Annotated in this window: 15 protein-coding genes; 6 read left to right on the forward strand and 9 right to left on the reverse strand. The window is 72.9% G+C overall.

What is annotated here, in order from left to right; translation table 11 throughout:
• Window positions 1–32: 32 nt before the first annotated feature.
• The 3 genes from ACIA8R_RS07845 to ACIA8R_RS07855 are packed head-to-tail and all read right to left on the reverse strand — an operon-like array spanning window position 33 to window position 5306.
• Window positions 33–3251, reverse strand: a complete 3219-nt coding sequence (locus tag ACIA8R_RS07845) for an AAA family ATPase (protein WP_357703206.1) — start codon at window positions 3249–3251, stop codon at window positions 33–35.
• Complete coding sequence (locus ACIA8R_RS07850) at window positions 3248–4567, reverse strand: oxygenase MpaB family protein (RefSeq protein ID WP_397037211.1); 1320 nt, start codon at window positions 4565–4567, stop codon at window positions 3248–3250. Before ACIA8R_RS07850 ends, ACIA8R_RS07845 begins: the two co-directional genes overlap by 4 nt.
• Window positions 4568–4589: 22 nt before the next feature.
• Complete coding sequence (locus ACIA8R_RS07855) at window positions 4590–5306, reverse strand: Crp/Fnr family transcriptional regulator (protein ID WP_357703210.1); 717 nt, start codon at window positions 5304–5306, stop codon at window positions 4590–4592.
• 179 nt (window positions 5307–5485) lie between these two features.
• Here ACIA8R_RS07855 and ACIA8R_RS07860 point away from each other — a divergent pair, with 179 nt between their 5' ends.
• Window positions 5486–6061 (forward strand): RNA polymerase sigma factor, encoded by a 576-nt coding sequence (locus ACIA8R_RS07860; protein ID WP_397037213.1) that lies wholly within the window; start codon window positions 5486–5488, stop codon window positions 6059–6061.
• Window positions 6062–6064: 3 nt separating this feature from the next.
• Here ACIA8R_RS07860 and ACIA8R_RS07865 read toward each other — a convergent pair whose 3' ends face one another.
• Together ACIA8R_RS07865 and ACIA8R_RS07870 are read right to left on the reverse strand one after the other, a co-directional pair.
• Window positions 6065–7327, reverse strand: a complete 1263-nt coding sequence (locus tag ACIA8R_RS07865; RefSeq protein ID WP_364097471.1) for a hypothetical protein — start codon at window positions 7325–7327, stop codon at window positions 6065–6067.
• Window positions 7328–7558: 231 nt separating this feature from the next.
• Window positions 7559–7978 carry a hypothetical protein gene (locus tag ACIA8R_RS07870; RefSeq protein WP_357703215.1) on the reverse strand — a complete coding sequence of 140 codons (420 nt, stop codon included), beginning with the start codon at window positions 7976–7978 and terminating at the stop codon, window positions 7559–7561.
• Window positions 7979–8143: 165 nt separating this feature from the next.
• On the opposite strand from ACIA8R_RS07870, the gene ACIA8R_RS07875 reads away from it, so the two are divergent.
• Entirely contained in the window at window positions 8144–8800 is a 657-nt protein-coding gene (locus ACIA8R_RS07875) for a metal-dependent phosphohydrolase (RefSeq protein ID WP_397037216.1), read from the forward strand.
• Here ACIA8R_RS07875 and ACIA8R_RS07880 read toward each other — a convergent pair.
• The 3 genes from ACIA8R_RS07880 to ACIA8R_RS07890 are packed head-to-tail and all read right to left on the reverse strand — an operon-like array spanning window position 8797 to window position 11009.
• Window positions 8797–9066: a DUF4031 domain-containing protein gene (locus ACIA8R_RS07880; RefSeq protein WP_357703219.1), complete on the reverse strand. Its 270-nt coding sequence runs from the start codon at window positions 9064–9066 to the stop codon at window positions 8797–8799. The two genes, ACIA8R_RS07875 and ACIA8R_RS07880, sit on opposite strands and share 4 nt — an antisense overlap.
• Window positions 9063–9821 (reverse strand): HAD family hydrolase, encoded by a 759-nt coding sequence (locus tag ACIA8R_RS07885; RefSeq protein ID WP_357703221.1) that lies wholly within the window; start codon window positions 9819–9821, stop codon window positions 9063–9065. Before ACIA8R_RS07885 ends, ACIA8R_RS07880 begins: the two co-directional genes overlap by 4 nt.
• A gap of 18 nt (window positions 9822–9839) precedes the next feature.
• Window positions 9840–11009, reverse strand: coding sequence for a cytochrome P450 (locus tag ACIA8R_RS07890; protein ID WP_397037218.1), 1170 nt, complete (start codon window positions 11007–11009; stop codon window positions 9840–9842).
• Window positions 11010–11516: 507 nt separating this feature from the next.
• On the opposite strand from ACIA8R_RS07890, the gene ACIA8R_RS07895 reads away from it, so the two are divergent.
• The gene (locus tag ACIA8R_RS07895; RefSeq protein WP_357703225.1) at window positions 11517–12752 is read left to right on the forward strand and encodes a hypothetical protein; all 1236 of its coding nucleotides are present in this window, start codon (window positions 11517–11519) and stop codon (window positions 12750–12752) included.
• An 11-nt stretch (window positions 12753–12763) separates the two neighbouring features.
• Window positions 12764–13462, forward strand: coding sequence for a DUF2786 domain-containing protein (locus ACIA8R_RS07900; RefSeq protein ID WP_357703227.1), 699 nt, complete (start codon window positions 12764–12766; stop codon window positions 13460–13462).
• Between the two features lie 10 nt (window positions 13463–13472).
• Here the strand turns inward: ACIA8R_RS07900 and pgm are convergent, their stop codons facing one another.
• Window positions 13473–15101, reverse strand: coding sequence for a phosphoglucomutase (alpha-D-glucose-1,6-bisphosphate-dependent) (gene pgm, locus ACIA8R_RS07905; RefSeq protein WP_397037221.1), 1629 nt, complete (start codon window positions 15099–15101; stop codon window positions 13473–13475).
• 99 nt (window positions 15102–15200) lie between these two features.
• Between pgm and ACIA8R_RS07910 the strand changes: the two genes are divergently transcribed.
• The gene (locus ACIA8R_RS07910) at window positions 15201–16103 is read left to right on the forward strand and encodes an LLM class F420-dependent oxidoreductase (protein ID WP_357703230.1); all 903 of its coding nucleotides are present in this window, start codon (window positions 15201–15203) and stop codon (window positions 16101–16103) included.
• A 27-nt stretch (window positions 16104–16130) separates the two neighbouring features.
• Window positions 16131–16736 (forward strand): glycoside hydrolase family 25 protein, encoded by a 606-nt coding sequence (locus tag ACIA8R_RS07915; RefSeq protein WP_357703232.1) that lies wholly within the window; start codon window positions 16131–16133, stop codon window positions 16734–16736.
• The last annotated feature ends 15 nt before the right edge of the window (window positions 16737–16751 follow it).

The raw sequence follows: 16751 nt of genomic DNA on the forward strand, positions 1-16751 counted from the left end.
CCCCGTGCCGGGCTGCCCGATGTCGTCGCAGGTTAAACGGGGTGCGCGGGCAGCCGGCGGTCGAGCAGGAGCGCGCCGCGGCCGGGCAGCAGCGAGGCGCACCACTCGCGCAGCGCGGCCGGGGCGGGGCCGCCCGCGTCGGAGGTGTCGAGCAGGTCGGCCCAGTCGAGCAGCGACTCGGCCAGCATGAGCGGCACCCCGCTGCGTTCGTGCACCTCGGCGGCGGCCTCGAAGTGCTCGCTCGCCCGCCGCGGGTCGCCCATCGTCACGCACAGGTGGGCCAGGTAGTGGTGGCCGCAGTGGTGGGCGACCGTGCCGTGGCCGAACGTCTCGCCGTCGGCGGCCAGCGAGGCGTACAACCGCTCGGCCAGCTCCGGACGGCGCAGGTGCGCGGCGGCCACGGCCAGGTTGTCCAGGGCGGGCCGGTGGGCCATGTTGCGCGGCGGCACGCCGCCGCGGTCGGCCAGGATGCGGTCGAGCAACGGCCCGGCCTCCTCGTCGCCCATCTCGCACAGGTAGCGCAGCACGGCGTGCACCGGGTCCACCCGGGGCGCCTGGGCGGCGCGGCGCAGCCGGTCGCCCAGCTCCCACAGCCGCCCCTGGAGGCGGCGGATCTCGGAGATCTGCTCGGAGTAGATGGCCACGGCCTCCAGGCGGCGGCCGATCTCGGTGCCGAGCCGCATGGCCGACAGCGCCTCGGATTCGGCCTGGGCCAGGTCGCCCTGCATGAGCGTCAGGCCCGCCCTGGAGTAGCCGATCAGCCAGTTGAGCTGCGGCTGGGCCAGCCGGCGGGCCAGCTCGTCGGCCTGGTCGAGCAACGTCGCGGCGCGCACGGTGTCGCCGCTGTCCAGCACGGGCGGGGTGCGCTGCACGTAGGCGTGGAACAGCGCCAGGTCGTCGCCCGTCCGGCGGGCCGCCTCCAGCATCTCGTCGCCGTCGCGGTGGCGCTGGTGCAGCGGGTCGGCGGGGATGATCGTCAGGCTGCGCATGCCGAGCACGCTGGCCAGCGTGCGCGGGTCGCCCGACTTGCGGGCCAGCGCGACCGCCTCGTCGCTCAGCGCGAAGCGCCGCTCGCCGTCGGGCGCCCAGATGAGCTCGGAGGCGAGCTGGGCGGCCAGCAGCGCCCGCGTGCTCAGGTCGGTGGAGTCCACCAGCTTGCGCGCCTCGGTCAGCAGCGCGATGCGGCGCTGGTCGGGGGCGGCGGAGATGCTGGAGAAGCCGCGGTCGCCGCCGAGCGCGGCCACCACGATCAGGTCGTCGCGCCCGCACTCCCTGGCCAGCTCGGCGGCCTGGTGCAGGGTCTGCCTGGCCTCCGGGTGCCCGGCCAGCCACATCGCCCGGCCGCAGTCCATCAGCAGCTCGGCGCGCCGCTCGGGGGAGGCGCCGGGGAAGTCCTCCAGCAGGCCGAGCACCCGCTGGTACCAGGTGACCGCCTCGCGGTGGGCCAGCCCGGCCAGCGCGTGGCGGGCCGCCTGCACGCCCGCCTCGGCGGCCTCGGCCGTACGGCGGGGGTCGCGGCCGTGCTCGGCGGCGGCCAGCAGATGGGTGGCCACGACGTACGGGCGCGACTCCATGGCCTGCGGGTCGGCCCGGCACAGGGCGTCGGCGACCCGGCCGTGCAGCAGCCCGGCGCGCGGGGCCGACAGCGTGGCGTACAGGGCGGTGCGGGTCAGCTCGTGGGAGAACTGGCACTGGCCGCCGTCGGCCATGGTCACCAGGCCGGCGCCCATGGCCTCCTCGACGGCGGCCACGAAACGCGCCTCGTCCAGGCCGAGGCCCAGGCGCAGCGCGGCCGACTCCATGCGTTCGGCCACGGCCAGCAGGCTGACCAGGTCGCGGGCGTCGGGGTGGAGCTGGGCCAGACGCGCCCGGACCATGCGGGTGACCGAGTCGGGGACGGTCAGCGCGTCGAGGTCGGCGCCCGCCGACAGCTCCCTGGCCACCTCGGTGACCAGGAACGCGTTCCCGCCGGTGATCCGGTAGAGCTGCTCGGGGTCGCCGTCGCTGCGCACCTCCGACAGGGCCCGGCTGACCTCGTCCATGCCGAAGGAGGAGACCTGGACGACGCGGCCGTCGGCGGTCAGCTTGTGCAGCTCGGGCATCGCCGACTCGACCGGCACCGGGCGCGAGGTGGCCAGGATCAGCAGCGGCAGCGAGTCGGCGTCCCACATCAGGGAGTGCAGCATCTGCAACGACTCCAGCGTCGCCCACTGGAGGTCGTCGATCACCAGCAGCACCGGCCGCACGGTGGCCAGGCGCTCGATGAGCGTACGGGCCGCGGCCATCAGGTGGTAGCGCTCGGAGACCGGCTCGGTGGCGGGCGGCACGGCCAGCGACAGCGGGGGAGCCGCCAGCGAGGGCGCGAGCCGGACGAGCTGCCCGCACTGCTGGTCGACCCCGGCCCGCAGCAGCAACGCCGGCGACGTGCGGGCCAGCCGCTCCACCGCCCCCGCGATCGGCTCGTACGCCTGCCGCGCCGGATCGGTGCACCGCCCCGCCAGCACCGTGAACTGCCGCTTGAGCGCCCGCTGCGCCACGACCGAGGCCAGCCGCGTCTTGCCGACCCCCGGATCGCCCTGGAGGATCACCAGCCCGCTGCCGAACTCGGCCGCCCGCAGCTCCTCCTCCAGCGCCCGCAGCTCCTCGTCCCGGCCCACGAACGGCAGCACGTGCCCGCTGTCCAGCCAGGGCGCCAGGCCGCCGGCGTGCTGGTTGTCGGCGTTCTGCCAGTGGAGCTCGTAGGTGTGCATCGGCTCGCGCAGGCCCTTGCCCGGCAGCCGGCCGAGGTCCTTGAACTCGTGGCGGCTGCGGCCCTGGGCCAGCCGGCGCACCAGGTCGGTGCAGAGCACCTGGCCGCCCTCGGCCACCGCGACCAGGCGGGCCGCCTCCACCGTGGGCAGCCCGCTGACGTCGTCGTCCCCCCAGCACACGTCGCCCGAGGCCAGCGCGGCCCTGATCGAGATCTTCTCCAGCGCCCGCTCGTTCTCGGCCGCGACGGCCTGCTCGACGGCGATGATCGCGTCGAGCCCCGCCGTGGCCGAGCCGAACACCGCCATCAGCCCGTCGCCCAGGCTCTTGGTGAACGTCGAGCCGCTGGCCGTGACCACCGAGTGCAGGAGCTGGTAGAGGCGGCGGAAGACGACGTTGGCGCGTTCCTCGCCGAGCCTGATCCGCATGGCGGTGGAGCTGACCACGTCGGTGAACAGGATGGTCGCCGTGGTCAGGGTGCCCGGCTCGTGCGGGGTGCTCACGCGGGTTGTCCCTCCCTCCGCACCGGAGCCCTGGCGGCCTGGCCGACGCTTCTGCGCACGCCCTTGCGGACGCTGTGGCGCAGCTTGCGCGTCCGGCGCGCCGCCTTCGACTGCCTGACCCGCCACTGGGAGGCCAGCTCCTGCGGGATCTGGAAGGCGGCGTGGCCGCCCGAGTGGCGGTCGATCATGGCGATGACGATGTGCTTGCCCGCCCGGCGCACCAGCCAGCGCACCACCGCGTCGACCGGGCCCATCAGGCGGCCGTACCGGTTGCCGGCCCTGGCCGCCGCGAACAGCGCGTTGAACCACCACGCCGGCGGCGGCACGTCGAGCAGCGCCGGGACCTGGGCGGCGTTGTAGCGGGCGTCGCGGAAGACCCAGTGCACCAGGCTGCGCGGCAGTTTGCGCCAGCCCAGGTGCATGAACTCCTCCATCTCCGCCAGCAGCACGGCCATCAGCCTGCGGCCCTCTTCGCTCGACTCGTACAGGCGGCCGAGCCGTTCGCTGACCGGCGGCACGTCGTGCAGGGTGAGCGGACGGTCGCGGCACGCCTCGACGCCCATGAGGTGGCCGAAGACGCTCCACGTGTACAGATGGGCGGCCCTGTCGTCGTCGCTGAGGCGCACCCCCATGCTCTCCAGAGCCTCCCACGTGACGACCGAGAAGTCGAAGATGGTGGCCAGCAGCAGTTCCTGGTTGACCGGCGGGCCGAACCTGGCGGTGTCCCAGTCGTCGCCGAAGTGCTCGGCGGCCAGGGCGCGCACGAAGGAGTGCAGGATGCGCAGCCCGATCGCCGTCGTGTGCCCGGGACGGCCCGGGGTCAGGCTGTCGGTGGCCTTGAGGCCCATGACGTCCACCAGCATCTGGCCGGTCTCGGCGACCCGACGGGTGAGGCTGTGGGTGGCCAGGTCGGACACCCCGGCCAGCACCTTGGCGCTGGAGACCTCGACGTAGGCCATGGGCAGGCACTTGCAGAACAGCGCGACCGCCTGGTACAGCCCGTAGTCGGAGAAGACGGCCTGGCCGCGGGCCAGCAGCTCGGCGTCCTCACCCCACTCGGGCAGGTCCTTGTTGAAGTCGATGGCGTCGAAGATGGCCGAGGGGCCGGTCTCGCCCGAGGGCGCCCGCGCCTCCCGCTTGGCGAGGCCCAGCTCCACCACGACCGCGCGCAGCATGGACAGGGCGTTGTCACCGTCGGGTCTGGTCTCCAGGTAACCGGCCACGATCTTGTCGATGTCCGGGTCGGCCTGCTGTCGTAATTGCCGGAAACGTTCCGCGGGCCAGCGCTCGGCGGCGGCCTTCTCGTGCTCGTTCATGTTCCCCGTACTCCAGATCTGGTCAGAGGCCCCCGCGTTTGCGCAGTGCCTCGACGTCCAGCAGCGTGATGGTCCGCCCCTTGACGGCGATGAGGCCGCGGGCGGCGAGCGACTGCAGGGCCCGGTTGACCGCCGGCCGCGACGCGCCGATGAGCGCGGCGAGGTCGGACTGGGTCAGCCCCGGCATGTCCACGACCGGGCCCTGGGCCTGGCCGCGCCTGACCGACAGTTGCAGCAGCAGCTTGGCCAGGCGCCCGCCCAGGTCGAGGAAGGCCAGGTCGGCGGCCTGCCCGGTGAGCCGGCGCACCATCTGCCCGAGCATGCGCAGGAACTCGTCGGCGAGCCCGGGATGCTCCCGCATCAGCTCCAGCAGCCGCGCCCTGGGCAGCGCGAAGATCCAGCAGGGCCGCACGGCGATGATCGACGCCGAGCGCGGCGAGTCGTCCAGCAGCGCCATCTCGCCGAACGTCTCCGCGCGGCCCAGCATGTTGAGCACGATCTCGTCGCCGTGCTCGGTGGTGAAGACGACCTTCACCAGGCCGTCCAGCAGCACGTACAGGGACTCGCCCGGGTCGCCCTGATGCAGGATGATCTGCCCGTTGCGGTATCGGCGCGCCACCCCGGCGCGCACGGTGCCGGTGATCCCGGCCTCTCCGAGCACGCGGAACAGCGGAACCTCCGCCAGCACGGCGGCCACCGCCTGGACGTCGTGCGGAACCGCCCCGCTGCTGGCGCTCATGGAAGAACTTTAGGACGCGAACGCCGATCGGGCAGTAAGTGGTAAGCGATCTCCCGAATGTGACGAGCGCCACACCCGCACTGTGTCGTCCGCGACAGTGCGCGAAGACCGCCGGGAGCACCGTTGGGGGGCCGGCCGAACAAGGTTGACCCCCAAGGACCCCGGCCGGCGGGGAGACGATGATGCAGTTGGATACGTTGGAGCGCCGCGACACCGCCAGCCTCGTGTCGGACGCCCAGGAGGGCGACGCCCAGGCGTGGGAGCGGCTGGTCGAGGAGTTCACGCCGATGCTGCGGTCCAGGATCCGGCGCTTCAGGCTCGGCCACGAGGACGCCCAGGACGTGCTCCAGACCACCTGGCTGCTGGCCTGGCAGAACCTCAAGCGCGTCGAGGACCCCCAGCGCATGCCCGGCTGGCTGGCCACGATCGCCTTCCGCGAGTGCCTGAAGCTGACCAGGCGCACCCGGGAGATCTGCACGCCCGATCTCGACACCCTCGGCAGCACGGACGACGTCGACAGGGAACTGGCCAGGATCTGGCTGGCCGGCACGCTGGAGGAGCTGGTCGAGGAGCTGCCCACGGCCCAGCGCGTGCTGTTTCGAGCACTCACGGAAACCTCCGAGCCGCACTACGTGGACGTCGCCCGCAGGCTGGGCCGCCCGGTCGGCAGCATCGGCCCCACCCGGGCCCGCTGCTTCGCCAAGCTGCGCGGCCTCCTGCAGGACCGCGAGATCACCAGGGACTTCCTGGACTGACTCCTACTTTCCTGACCGGTCAAGAGGGATCGCCTCCAGGAAGGGCTCGAAGTCGAAGCGCGCCATCTCGTAGGCGTCGGGATCGGTCTCCTCGGGGAAGGCGTAGACCTTGCGCCGCATCCCGGGGAGCAGCCGGCCGGCCGCGAGCGTCCCGGCGTCGTCGGGCACCGGCTCCGGCAGCGTGCCGCGGGCCGTCTCCGCCTCCAGGGCCGCGGTCAGCTCCGGGCCGAACGGCGGGTCGTACAGCGCGCCCACCCGCTGGTAGGTGCGGAAGTAGCCGACGATGAAGCGCATGCGGTCGGGGTAGGACACCCAGTCGGCCACCCCGGCCGTGGCCTGCTCGACGTCGTCGGGGATGAACTCCTCGGTGAGCTTGCGCACCTTCTCGTTGCGGATCGGCCGCCAGGCGAGCGCCATGTCCACGCCCGGGGGCGGGGTGAGCGGCCGACCGACCTTGATGTCGCTGAGCGGCGTGCGCACGGCGAACAGGTGGCGGGTGTACAGCGAGGACCACTTGGCCTCCAGCACCCGCGTCAGCCACGGCTGGTCCTCGTGCCGGGCGCTGAACAGCGGGAAGCGGGGGAAGGGCCGCCGGGTCACCAGCGAGCGCAACGACCGCCACGACACCCGCGTCAGCCACCGCACCGGCCGGTACAGCACCAGCTCCAGAGCCTTCTGCGCGCGCTTCTGCTCGTACGCCGACAACGCCACGCTCGCCCCGAACATCAGCTCGGCCCGCTCGTCCGGGTCGGTGGACGCGTGCGCCTCGGTCAGCAGCAGGGCCGCGTCCCGCAGGTAGCGCTCGTCGGCCTCCTCCAGCAGCCCGGACAGGAACTCCGGCGGCATCGGCGTGTTCTCCGACTCCGGGCTCACCTTGACGTAGCAGTCGGGCGTGCCGTTCCACAGGTTGGCCGCCAGGCTCGCGGTCTCCAGGAAGATCGCCCGGTTGGCCAGCGCCAGCCCGAGCTGGTAGCTGGGGCCCAGCAGGGTCAGCAACGTGGCGCGGAACAGGCGGCGCAGGCGCGCGGGAACGTGCAGCCGGTCGCCGAAACCGGTCAGGAAGGGTGAGCCGGGGGTCAGGTCGAGGCTCTCGGCGATCGCCTTGGACGTCCATTTGGCGTAGCAGTACCAGTTGGTCGCGTCCTGGCCCAGGTGCTGGGCGAGGTCCCCGGCGACGCGGTGGTAGCCATGGGCGATGACCATGGCCTCCAGAGCAGGGTTCCTGTCCTTGCAGGCGGCGATGCGGAGCACGTCGTCAGCCGTCATCGGAGCGCCTGGCGCAAGCGCTTGTTCCACTTCGGACATGGGGTCTCCCGTCAGTGGTCCCCCCTGGGACCGTCGATCCTCACCGGGTCAGAGCGCACCCGGTGACGTGAGATACAGGGCGGCGGTCGCGCATTGCCCCGTTCGACCGCCAGCCCGGAGCGTAGGGCGGGCGACTTGCGGTGTGCTTGCAGGGCGCCGGGCCGCCCCGGGAGGCGCCCGGGGCGGCGGCCGTCATTCCTTCACCGATATCTTGCTGATCACGACGAAGCCACCGAGCGCCCCCGCGGAGCCGGCGGCCGTCGTCGTCGTGAGGTTGACCACCAGGTCATAGGTGCCGGGGCCGAGCTGGCCGCGCATCGGGACGGACGCGGTGTACCGTCCCGATCCAGGGGTGAACGTCATCTCCACAGGAGGCGTGGGGTGGCGGGTCTCACCACCTCCCAGCAGGTCGGCGATGATCTCCAAGTGCCACCGTCCCGCCAGCCAGTCGACCAACTCGCCGCCGACCTCCCAGCTCACGTCCACGGTCCAGCCCTCGCCGCATCTCACGACGTTCGTGGGCTGGGCGCCCGGGTCGACAACCTGGCCGTGCAGGACGCCGTTCAACTGCTCGGCCGGGACCTTCATCACCTGGAACTCACCGGTCGCCATGTCGCTGTCTCCTTTCCGGGGGGAATCAGGTCCCCGTACGGAGAGGCAGAGCGGTGGGACAGGCGGGTAAATACCGGGTGTATTCAAGGACACAAACGGGACCGCCGGACGTCGTACGGCCGGCCGGAAACCCGGCGTCCCCGCCCCGGCCAGTACGGTGGGGACATGATCGACGACCGCTCGGCCGGGCCCTCCGGCACGTCGGCCAGGCTCGCCGCCGACTGGCTCGCGCTGGCGGGCGGCTCGCCGGCCGCGCGGGCCGCCGGCGCCGAGCTGATCGCCCGCTGGGCCGAACCCCACCGCCGCTACCACACCCTCGCCCACCTGGCCGCCGTGCTGGCCGCCGTCGACGACCTGGCAGGGGAGGCCGCCGACCCCGCCGCGGTGCGCCTGGCCGCCTGGTTCCACGACGCCGTCTACGACGGCAGGCCCGGCTGGGACGAGGAGCGCAGCGCCCAGCTCGCCCAGGCCCGCCTGCCGCGCTGCGGGGTGCCGCCCGCCCGGGTCGCCGCGACCGCCCGGCTGGTCCGCCTGACCGCCGCGCACGACACGGTGGCCGCCGGCGACCGCGACGGGGCCGTGCTGTGCGACGCCGACCTGGCCGTGCTGGGCCGCCCCGGCTACGACGCCTACGCCGCCGACATCCGCCGCGAGTACGCGCACGTGCCCGACGACCTGTTCCGGCTGGGCCGCTCGCAGGTGCTGCGCAGGCTGCTGGCCGCGCCGCGGCTCTACCGTACGGACCGGGCGCGCGACCTGTGGGAGGAACGCGCCCGCGCCAACATGGACGCCGAGCTGGCCCGCCTCGACGCGGCGGGTTAGGGCGTGCGGCGTTTGCGGCGGCGCAGCCCGGCGGCGATCAGGCGGCGCAGCAGCTCCTGCGAGCCGACCGGCTCGGCGCCCAGCGACACCGCCCGCGCGTGCACGGTCTCCGGCACGTCGTAGTGGTCCCGGTCGAAGGCCCGGCCGGGCACCCCGAGCCGAGCCGCGAACGCGTGCAGCTCCTCCAGCGAGCTGTCGCTGACCAGGTGTGACCACATCAGGCCGCGCGGCCCCGGCCAGTTGGGGGGATCGATCAGAACCGTCACGCCCTCAAGGGTAGGACCCTGCCGCGCACGCCCAGCTCGCCCAGCTCGGGCACCACGACGTGGGCGCCGTGCCCGGTGAGCGCGGCGGCGTCGCCGGGACCGTCCCGGGTGACCGCGACCACCAGCCCGAAGCCGCCCTTGGCGCCCGCCTCGACGCCCGGCAGCGCCGCGTCCACCACGGCGGCCCTGGCGGCGGGCAGCGCCAGGCGGCGCACGGCCTCCAGGAACAGGGCGGGGTGCGGCTTGCCCGGCAGGTTCATCAGGGCCGCGTCGCCGCCGTCCACGACCAGGTCGAACAGGTGCGCCACGCCTGCGGCGGTCACCAGCCTGCGGCCGTGCAGGCTGGCCGAGACGGCGGCCGTGCGGGCGCCCCTGCGGCGCAGCTCGTGCAGCAGCGCCACGGTGGCGGGGAAGGCGGCCACGCCGTACTTGTCCACCTGCGCGATGAAGATCTGGTCCTTGGCCAGGCCGAGCCCGTGCACGGTGGGCGCGCCGGGCTCGTCGCCGGGATCGCCTTCGGGCACGTCGAGGCCGCGGGAGGCGAGGAAGGTGCGGACGCCGTCGAGCCGCGGCCGGCCGTCGACGTGCCGGAGGTAGTCGTCACGGATGTCGAACGGCTGGGAGCGGCCGCGCAGGAAGGCGTCGAAGACGTGTTTCCAGGCGGCCGCGTGCCCGCGAGCGGTGTCGGTGACCACGCCGTCGGTGTCGAACACGACGGCGCCGATCGAGGCCAGGTCGATGACGGGCTCGTTCACACTGTGAACGTAGCCGCTCTACCAGGCGACGGGTAGCTCCTTGACGCCGTAGACGATGGCCAGCTCCCGGAACGGCACCTCGCCCGAGACGTGCAGGTCCGGGAAGCGGCGCAGCAGGGCGGGGAAGGCGATGCGCATCTCCATCTGGGCGAGCGGCGCGCCGATGCAGCGGTGGATGCCGTGGCCGAAGGCCAGGTGCGAGCCGGCGGTCTCGCGGCCGGGACGCACCTCGTCCATGTCCGGGCCCAGTGAGGGGTCGCGGTTGGCGCCGGTCAGCGAGCACAGCACCATCTCGCCCTTCTTGATCGGCACACCGTGCAGCTCCAGGTCCTCGCGGGCGAAACGCGGGAAGGCCACCTGCACGACCGTCATGTAGCGCAGCAGCTCCTCGACCACGTCGTTGACGTAGCCGTCCACCTCGCGCACCTTGGCGGCCTGCTCCGGGTTGCGCATGAGCCACAGGGAGCCGAGCGCGAGCATGCTGGTGCTGGTGTCGTGGCCGCCGGTGAGCAGGCCGTCGGACATACTGGCCAGCGTGCGGTCGTCGAGGTCGTCGCCGTGGTCGCGCAGGAGCTGGCCGAGCAGGCCCTCGCCGGGATCGCGCCGCTCGCGGGCGACCAGGTCCACCAGGTACGCCATCGCGTCGTTGATCGCCTGCAGGGACGCCTCGGGTCCGGCCGACAGGTCGAACCGGTCCTTGCTGATCTTGACGAAGTCGGCGCGCTCCTCGTACGGGACGCCGAGCAGCTCGCACACCACCAGCGACGGGATCGGCAGCGCGAAGTCCTCGACCAGGTCCGCGGGCGGGCCCTTGGCCTCGATGCGGTCCAGGTGCTCCTCGACCATCGCCTCGATGCGCGGCTCCAGCCGGCGCAGGCGGCGCATGGTGAACTCGGGCGTCAGGTACTTGCGCAGCCGCGTGTGCTCGGGCGGGTCGCGGAAGCCGAGGCCGCCGGGGTCCTCCTGGTTGGAGCCGAGGCCGGAGATGCCGGCGAAGTCGTTGCTGAAGTGCTCGTGGTCGCCGAGGACACCGCGCACGTCCTCCCAGCGGGTGACCAGGTGCACGGTCTGGTCGCCGGGGATCTTCATGGGGAAGACGGCGTGCTCGGCCCGGATGCGGCCGAGCTCGGCGACCGGGTCGAAGTCCTCGCGCATGAACTGGACGAAGGGGAACTCTGAGTCAGACATGGATATCCGTCCTGCTGGGATACATCACACTATGTTGGGATAAATCCCTCGGTAGATGGTCCCATCCGGACAGGCGACTGTTGCCCTCCGAAAGGACGAAATTGCCGCTCACCCTCACGTCCTACCTGGTCGCTCGCCCGGTCGTCCATCTGGCCGCCCGTCCGGCCTCCTGATCGGCTGCCTCTCTCGTCGGCCGCTCGGCGCGGCCGGGGTGTGGCGCGTTCTTCGAGGGGCCCCGGGGGAGGGGGCGGCCGGGCCGTGGCCCGGTGTCCCGCCGGCGAGAGCGCGGGGGCGGCGAGATCGCACGCTCACAATCCCCTCCTTTCACCTCATTGTGCGGCGCGGCGCAGGCCGCCGACTAGCCACAACCCCCTTCCGGTACGGCGTGTGTCACAGCAACCGGTGGGAGACAGGGGAAATCGGTGGCGTTTGGCGTACAAGGGGGCGACAGTCTGCGATGATCTCGTCGCAAGACAAGCTGGACTTGAGCCTCGCGGATAGTGACTGATGCCGACATTTGAGGAAATAGCAGCCTTCGTCGCCGAAAAGCCGTTCGCCACCGCCGTCATCGCCCTGCTGGGGCTGGCCGGGCTCGTGCTGGCGTTCTTGGTGCTCAGGATGGCCTGGCGGGCAGGCAGCTGGTTATTCGCCCGATACGTCGCCCCCCGTCCCGTCGAGGACGTGCTCACCGTCGTCGCCGCCTCCATCGCCACCGGCGTGTCCGCCCAGGGCATGTGGCGCTTCTCCGGCGACGTGCTGGGCCTCGACGGACCGCTCCGGCTGCTGCTGTTCGCCTTCATAGAGGTCGCCATCATCACCTCGGCCGTCCGCGCCCGCCGCAACATGCGGGAGAACTTCTCCGCCGGCATCGACGGCATCGCGGTCTGGGCGCTGACCTGCCTGACCGCCGTCCTGTCCAGCATGGACGCCCGCAGCCTCCCCGAAGCCCTCTTCCGCCTGGCCGCCCCCCTGGTCGCCGCCTGGCTCTGGGAACGCGGCATGGCCATCGAACGCCACCGCATCCGCGGCACCGGCCGCATCAACTGGCGCCTGACCCCCGAACGCCTGCTCGTCCGCATGGGCCTGGCCGAGGTCAGCGACCGTACGGCCTCCGAGGTCGACGCCCACCGCCGGCTCACCCGCGTCGCCCTGGCCGCCAAGCGGGCCAAGGCCCTGCGCGACGGCGGCGGCTCCGAACGCAAGATGCGCGCCGCGCTGGCCAGGCTCGACAAGGCCATGGACCAGGCCGTCGAGCACACCGGCCTGGCCGTCGACCAGCAGCGCCAGGAAGCGCTGCTGGCCCAGATCGCCGCCCTGTACAACACCACCGCGCTCATCGACGCCGACCCGCGCGTGCCGTGGGAGCCCGAGGCCGACCACCGTCCCGTGCCCGCCCGCCCGGCGCTGCCGCCCGCGCTGGTGGAACTCGTCGAGGACGACGACGAGGACGTCGAGGTGTTCGACGCCACCCCCCAGGTCGTCGACACCGCCCAGCGCGCCGCCCAGATCAGGGCCGCCCGCGAGTTCTGGGACCGGCAGATCGCCAAGCGCATCGTGCCGCGCTCGCTGGACATCGCCCAGGAGATCGGCGTCCCGCTGGCCACCGCGCGCGAGTATCGTGCCCTGTGGAAGCTGGAGCCGCAGGCACACGCCCTGATCGAGGCTCTGTACCAGCAGCACGGCATCGTCGACACCGGCGCCTTCCCGGCCATCGCCGACGACGGGCGGGTGCTGGCCAAGTAGGGGGAGCTCGGTTGCGGGAGCGCACGCTCGAACGCGTCAGGAAACTCCTGGCCAAGGCCGAACGCACGGACAACGAGCACGAGCGGGCCACCTTCCTGGCGGCGGCCTCCGCCCTGATGGCCAAGTACGGTATCGAGACCCTCCCGCCGCCCGGCACCCGCCAGACCCCCGGCGACCGGATCGTCACCCTGCCCGCCCCCTGGGCCAGGGAGAAGGCCCGCCTGGTCAGCCTGGTCGCCCAGGCCGTACGCTGCCGCCCGCTGCTGATCGGGCGCGGCGACGGCGGCCAGCGGGTGCACGTGTTCGGCTTCGCCGCCGACCTCGAACGCGCCGACGTGCTGGCCACGTCGCTGCTGCTGCAGATGGCCTCCGGCCTGGCCCGCGTAACGCCGCCGGGCGAGCTCGCCACCGCGCGGGCCTACCGGCGCTCGTGGCTGCTGGGGTTCACCGACGAGGTGTACCGGCTGCTGCGCGAGGCCGAGTCGCGCGCCGAGACCGAGGCCGAGGCGGCCGGGGCCGGCACCGCGCTGGTGCTGGCCGACCGCCGGGCCGAGGTGGACGTGGCGGTGGCCGCCCACTATCCGCGCATCCGCATGTCGGTCCCGACGACCAGCGGCACGGGCTACCGCGCGGGCGTGCTGGCGGGCCGGCACGCCGACCTCGGGCGCACCGGCATGCCCACCGCCACCGCCCGCGAGCTGCCCCGCTGAGGCGGCCGGGTCAGCCCAGGGCCGCCGAGACCAGCGAGCGGGCCTCCTCCTGCACCTTGGCCAGGTGGTCGGGCCCCTTGAAGGACTCGGCGTAGATCTTGTAGACGTCCTCGGTGCCCGACGGGCGGGCGGCGAACCAGGCGTTCTCGGTCGAGACCTTCACGCCGCCCAGCGCCGCGCCGTTGCCGGGGGCCGCGGTCTGCACCGCCGTGATCGGCTCGCCGGCCAGCGACGACGCCGTCACCTGGTCGGCCGACAGCTTGGCCAGCACCGCCTTCTCCTCGCGGGTGGCGGGCGCGTCGACCCGGGCGTAGGCGGGCTCGCCGAACCGCCCGGTCAGGCGGCGGTAGTGCGCGCTCGGCGACTCGCCGGTCACGGCCAGGATCTCCGAGGCCAGCAGGGCCAGGATGAGGCCGTCCTTGTCAGTGGACCAGGGCGAGCCGTCGCGCCGCAGGAACGAGGCCCCCGCGCTCTCCTCGCCGCCGAACCCCAGCGAGCCGTCGAGCAGCCCGGGGACGAACCACTTGAAACCGACCGGCACCTCGTACAGGCGCCGCCCGAGCGAGGCGGCGACCCGGTCGATGACGCCGCTGCTCACCATCGTCTTGCCGACCCCGGCGTCGGCGGGCCAGCCGTCGCGGTGGGCGTACAGGTAGGAGATGGCGACGGCCAGGTAGTGGTTGGGGTTCATCAGGCCGTCGGGGGTGACGACGCCGTGGCGGTCGGCGTCGGCGTCGTTGCCGGTGGCGATGTCGTACCTGTCCCGCTGGGCGATCAGGGACGCCATCGCGTACGGCGAGGAGCAGTCCATGCGGATCTTGCCGTCCCAGTCGAGCGTCATGAACCGCCAGGTGGGGTCGACCAGCGGGTTGACCACGGTCAGGTCGAGGCGGTGCCGCTCGGCGATCTCGCCCCAGTAGGCCACGCTCGCCCCGCCCAGCGGGTCGGCCCCGATGCGCACCCCGGCCGACCTGATCGCGTCGAGGTCCACCACCGACGGCAGGTCGTCGACGTACGTGCCGAGGAAGTCGTAGCGGCCGGCCGCGTCGAGGGCCTTGGCGTAGGAGATCCGGGACACGCCCTTCATGCCGTCGGCCAGCAGCTGGTTGGCGCGGTCCTGGATCCAGGAGGTGGCGTCGGTGTCGGCGGGCCCGCCGTGCGGCGGGTTGTACTTGAAGCCGCCGTCGGAGGGCGGGTTGTGCGACGGCGTCACCACCACGCCGTCGGCGAGCCCCGACGTGCGGCCCCGGTTGTGCCGCAGGACGGCGTGCGAGACGGCGGGCGTCGGCGTGTAGCCGTCGCGCGCGTCGATCAGCACCTCGACGTCGTTGGCGGCGAACACCTCCAGCGCCGACACGCGGGCGGGCTCGGACAGCGCGTGCGTGTCGATGCCCAGGAACAGCGGCCCGTCGGTGCCCTGGGACGCGCGGTATTCGCAGATGGCCTGGCTGGTGGCCAGGATGTGGTCCTCGTTGAAGGCCGTCCGCAGCGATGACCCGCGATGGCCCGACGTGCCGAACGCCACCCGCTGCGCCACCTCGGCGGGGTCGGGATGCAGGGCGTAGTAGGAGGTCACCAGCCGGGCGACGTCGACCAGGTCGGCGGGCTGGGCGGGCTGTCCTGCGCGATCGTGCGTCATGAGGCCACTTTACAAATCCGTCCCCTTCGTACGGGTGAGCGCACCGGGCGGCGTGGGAAGATACAGGCGCGTCCGCCTCCAGAATGGAGTTCTGTTTCCATGCGTTTCGGATATTTCCTGAACGAACGGCAAGGGCCCGACCCGCTCGGCGCGCTCCGCGACGACATCGCCCAGGCGGCCGAGGACGGCTTCGCCTCCGCCTGGCTGTCCCACATCTTCGGCCTCGACGCCCTCACCGCCCTGGCCGTGGCCGGCAGTCAGGTGCCCGGCATCGAGCTCGGCACCTCCGTCGTGCCCACCTTCCCGCGGCACCCGGCCGCCCTGGCCCAGCAGGCGATGACGGCCAACGCCGCGCTCGGCGGCCGGCTGGCGCTCGGCATCGGCCTGTCCCACCAGGTCGTCATCGAGCACATGTTCGGCCTCAGCTTCGAGCGGCCCTACCGCCACATGAAGGAGTACCTCGACGTGCTGCTCCCGGCGAGCCGGGGCGAGCAGGTCAAATCGGCGGGCGAGACGATCAGGGCCGACGTGCGGCTCACCACGCCGGGCGCGGGCTTCCCCGTGCTCATCGCCGCTCTCGGCCCGCGCATGCTGAAGCTCGCCGGCACGGTGGCCGACGGCACGGTCTTGTGGATGACCGGCCCGAGGACGGTGGCCGAGCACGTCGCCCCGACCATCACCGCCGCCGCCGCGGAGGCCGGCCGCCCGGCGCCGCGGATCGTCTGCGCGCTGCCCGTCTGCGTCACCGACGACCCCGCCGGCGCGGTCGAGCGCGCCAACGAGATCTTCGCCGTCTACGGCACGCTCCCCTCCTACCGCGCCATGCTCGACCGCGAGGGGGCCGCCGGGCCGGGCGACGTCGCGGTCGTCGGCGACGAGGAGTCCGTGCTCGCCCAGCTCCAGCGGCTGAGGGAGGCCGGGGTGACCGACTTCGTCGGCGCGACCTTCGCCGAGCGGGAACGCACCCGTGAGCTGCTCATCGGCGCGTCGAAGGGTTCATAGGGGGACATCTCAATAAACTCCGGCAAGATGAAGCGCTTGCTGCATGGCATAGACGTGTCGAACTGGCAGGGCTCCGTCGACTGGGCCGGCCACGCCGAGGCCGGGGTCTCCTTCGCCTTCGCCAAGGCCACCGAGGGCGGCGACTGGACCGACAGGTGGTTCGCCCGCAACTGGTCCGGCATGCGCGAGAGCTGGCTGGTGTGCGGCGCCTACCACTTCGCCCGGCCCAAGGGCGACCCGATCGAGCACGCCCGGCACTTCCTGGCGGTGCTCAGGTCGGCCGGCGGCCTGCGCAGGGGCGACCTGGTGGCGCTCGACCTGGAGACCGGCGACGGGCAGCGGCCCGAGCAGGTCGCCAGGTACGCGCGCCGCTGGTGCCACCACGTCGAGCGGCACGCCGGCCTGCGGCCCTTCATCTACACCTTCCACTGGTTCGCCCGCGCGGGGAACTGCGCCGGCCTGGCCGACTACCCGCTGTGGATCGCCTCCCCGGAGCGACCGCGCGGCGAGCCCCTCGTGCCGCCGCCGTGGCGCGACTGGACGATTCACCAATATGTCGGCAGCCCGCTCGACCGGAACGTCTTCCACGGCAGCCGCCAGGACCTGACAAGGCTGGGGTTTCACCCGCGATAGCATCGGTGTTCACCA

The sequence above is a fragment of the Nonomuraea sp. NPDC051191 genome (assembly GCF_044455665.1).
GTDB lineage: Bacteria > Actinomycetota > Actinomycetes > Streptosporangiales > Streptosporangiaceae > Nonomuraea.

Excerpts from the sequence above, each read along its gene's own strand:
- ACIA8R_RS07860 (WP_397037213.1), top strand. The coding sequence starts at position 5,486 with ATGATGCAGTTGGATACGTTGGAGCGCCGCGACACCGCCAGCCTCGTG.
- ACIA8R_RS07870 (WP_357703215.1), bottom strand. The coding sequence starts at position 7,978 with ATGGCGACCGGTGAGTTCCAGGTGATGAAGGTCCCGGCCGAGCAGTTG.
- ACIA8R_RS07915 (WP_357703232.1), top strand. The coding sequence starts at position 16,131 with ATGAAGCGCTTGCTGCATGGCATAGACGTGTCGAACTGGCAGGGCTCC.
- ACIA8R_RS07855 (WP_357703210.1), bottom strand. The coding sequence starts at position 5,306 with ATGAGCGCCAGCAGCGGGGCGGTTCCGCACGACGTCCAGGCGGTGGCC.
- ACIA8R_RS07875 (WP_397037216.1), top strand. The coding sequence starts at position 8,144 with ATGATCGACGACCGCTCGGCCGGGCCCTCCGGCACGTCGGCCAGGCTC.
- ACIA8R_RS07890 (WP_397037218.1), bottom strand. The coding sequence starts at position 11,009 with ATGTCTGACTCAGAGTTCCCCTTCGTCCAGTTCATGCGCGAGGACTTC.
- ACIA8R_RS07865 (WP_364097471.1), bottom strand. The coding sequence starts at position 7,327 with ATGACGGCTGACGACGTGCTCCGCATCGCCGCCTGCAAGGACAGGAAC.
- ACIA8R_RS07910 (WP_357703230.1), top strand. The coding sequence starts at position 15,201 with ATGCGTTTCGGATATTTCCTGAACGAACGGCAAGGGCCCGACCCGCTC.
- ACIA8R_RS07850 (WP_397037211.1), bottom strand. The coding sequence starts at position 4,567 with ATGAACGAGCACGAGAAGGCCGCCGCCGAGCGCTGGCCCGCGGAACGT.
- ACIA8R_RS07895 (WP_357703225.1), top strand. The coding sequence starts at position 11,517 with ATGCCGACATTTGAGGAAATAGCAGCCTTCGTCGCCGAAAAGCCGTTC.
- pgm (WP_397037221.1), bottom strand. The coding sequence starts at position 15,101 with ATGACGCACGATCGCGCAGGACAGCCCGCCCAGCCCGCCGACCTGGTC.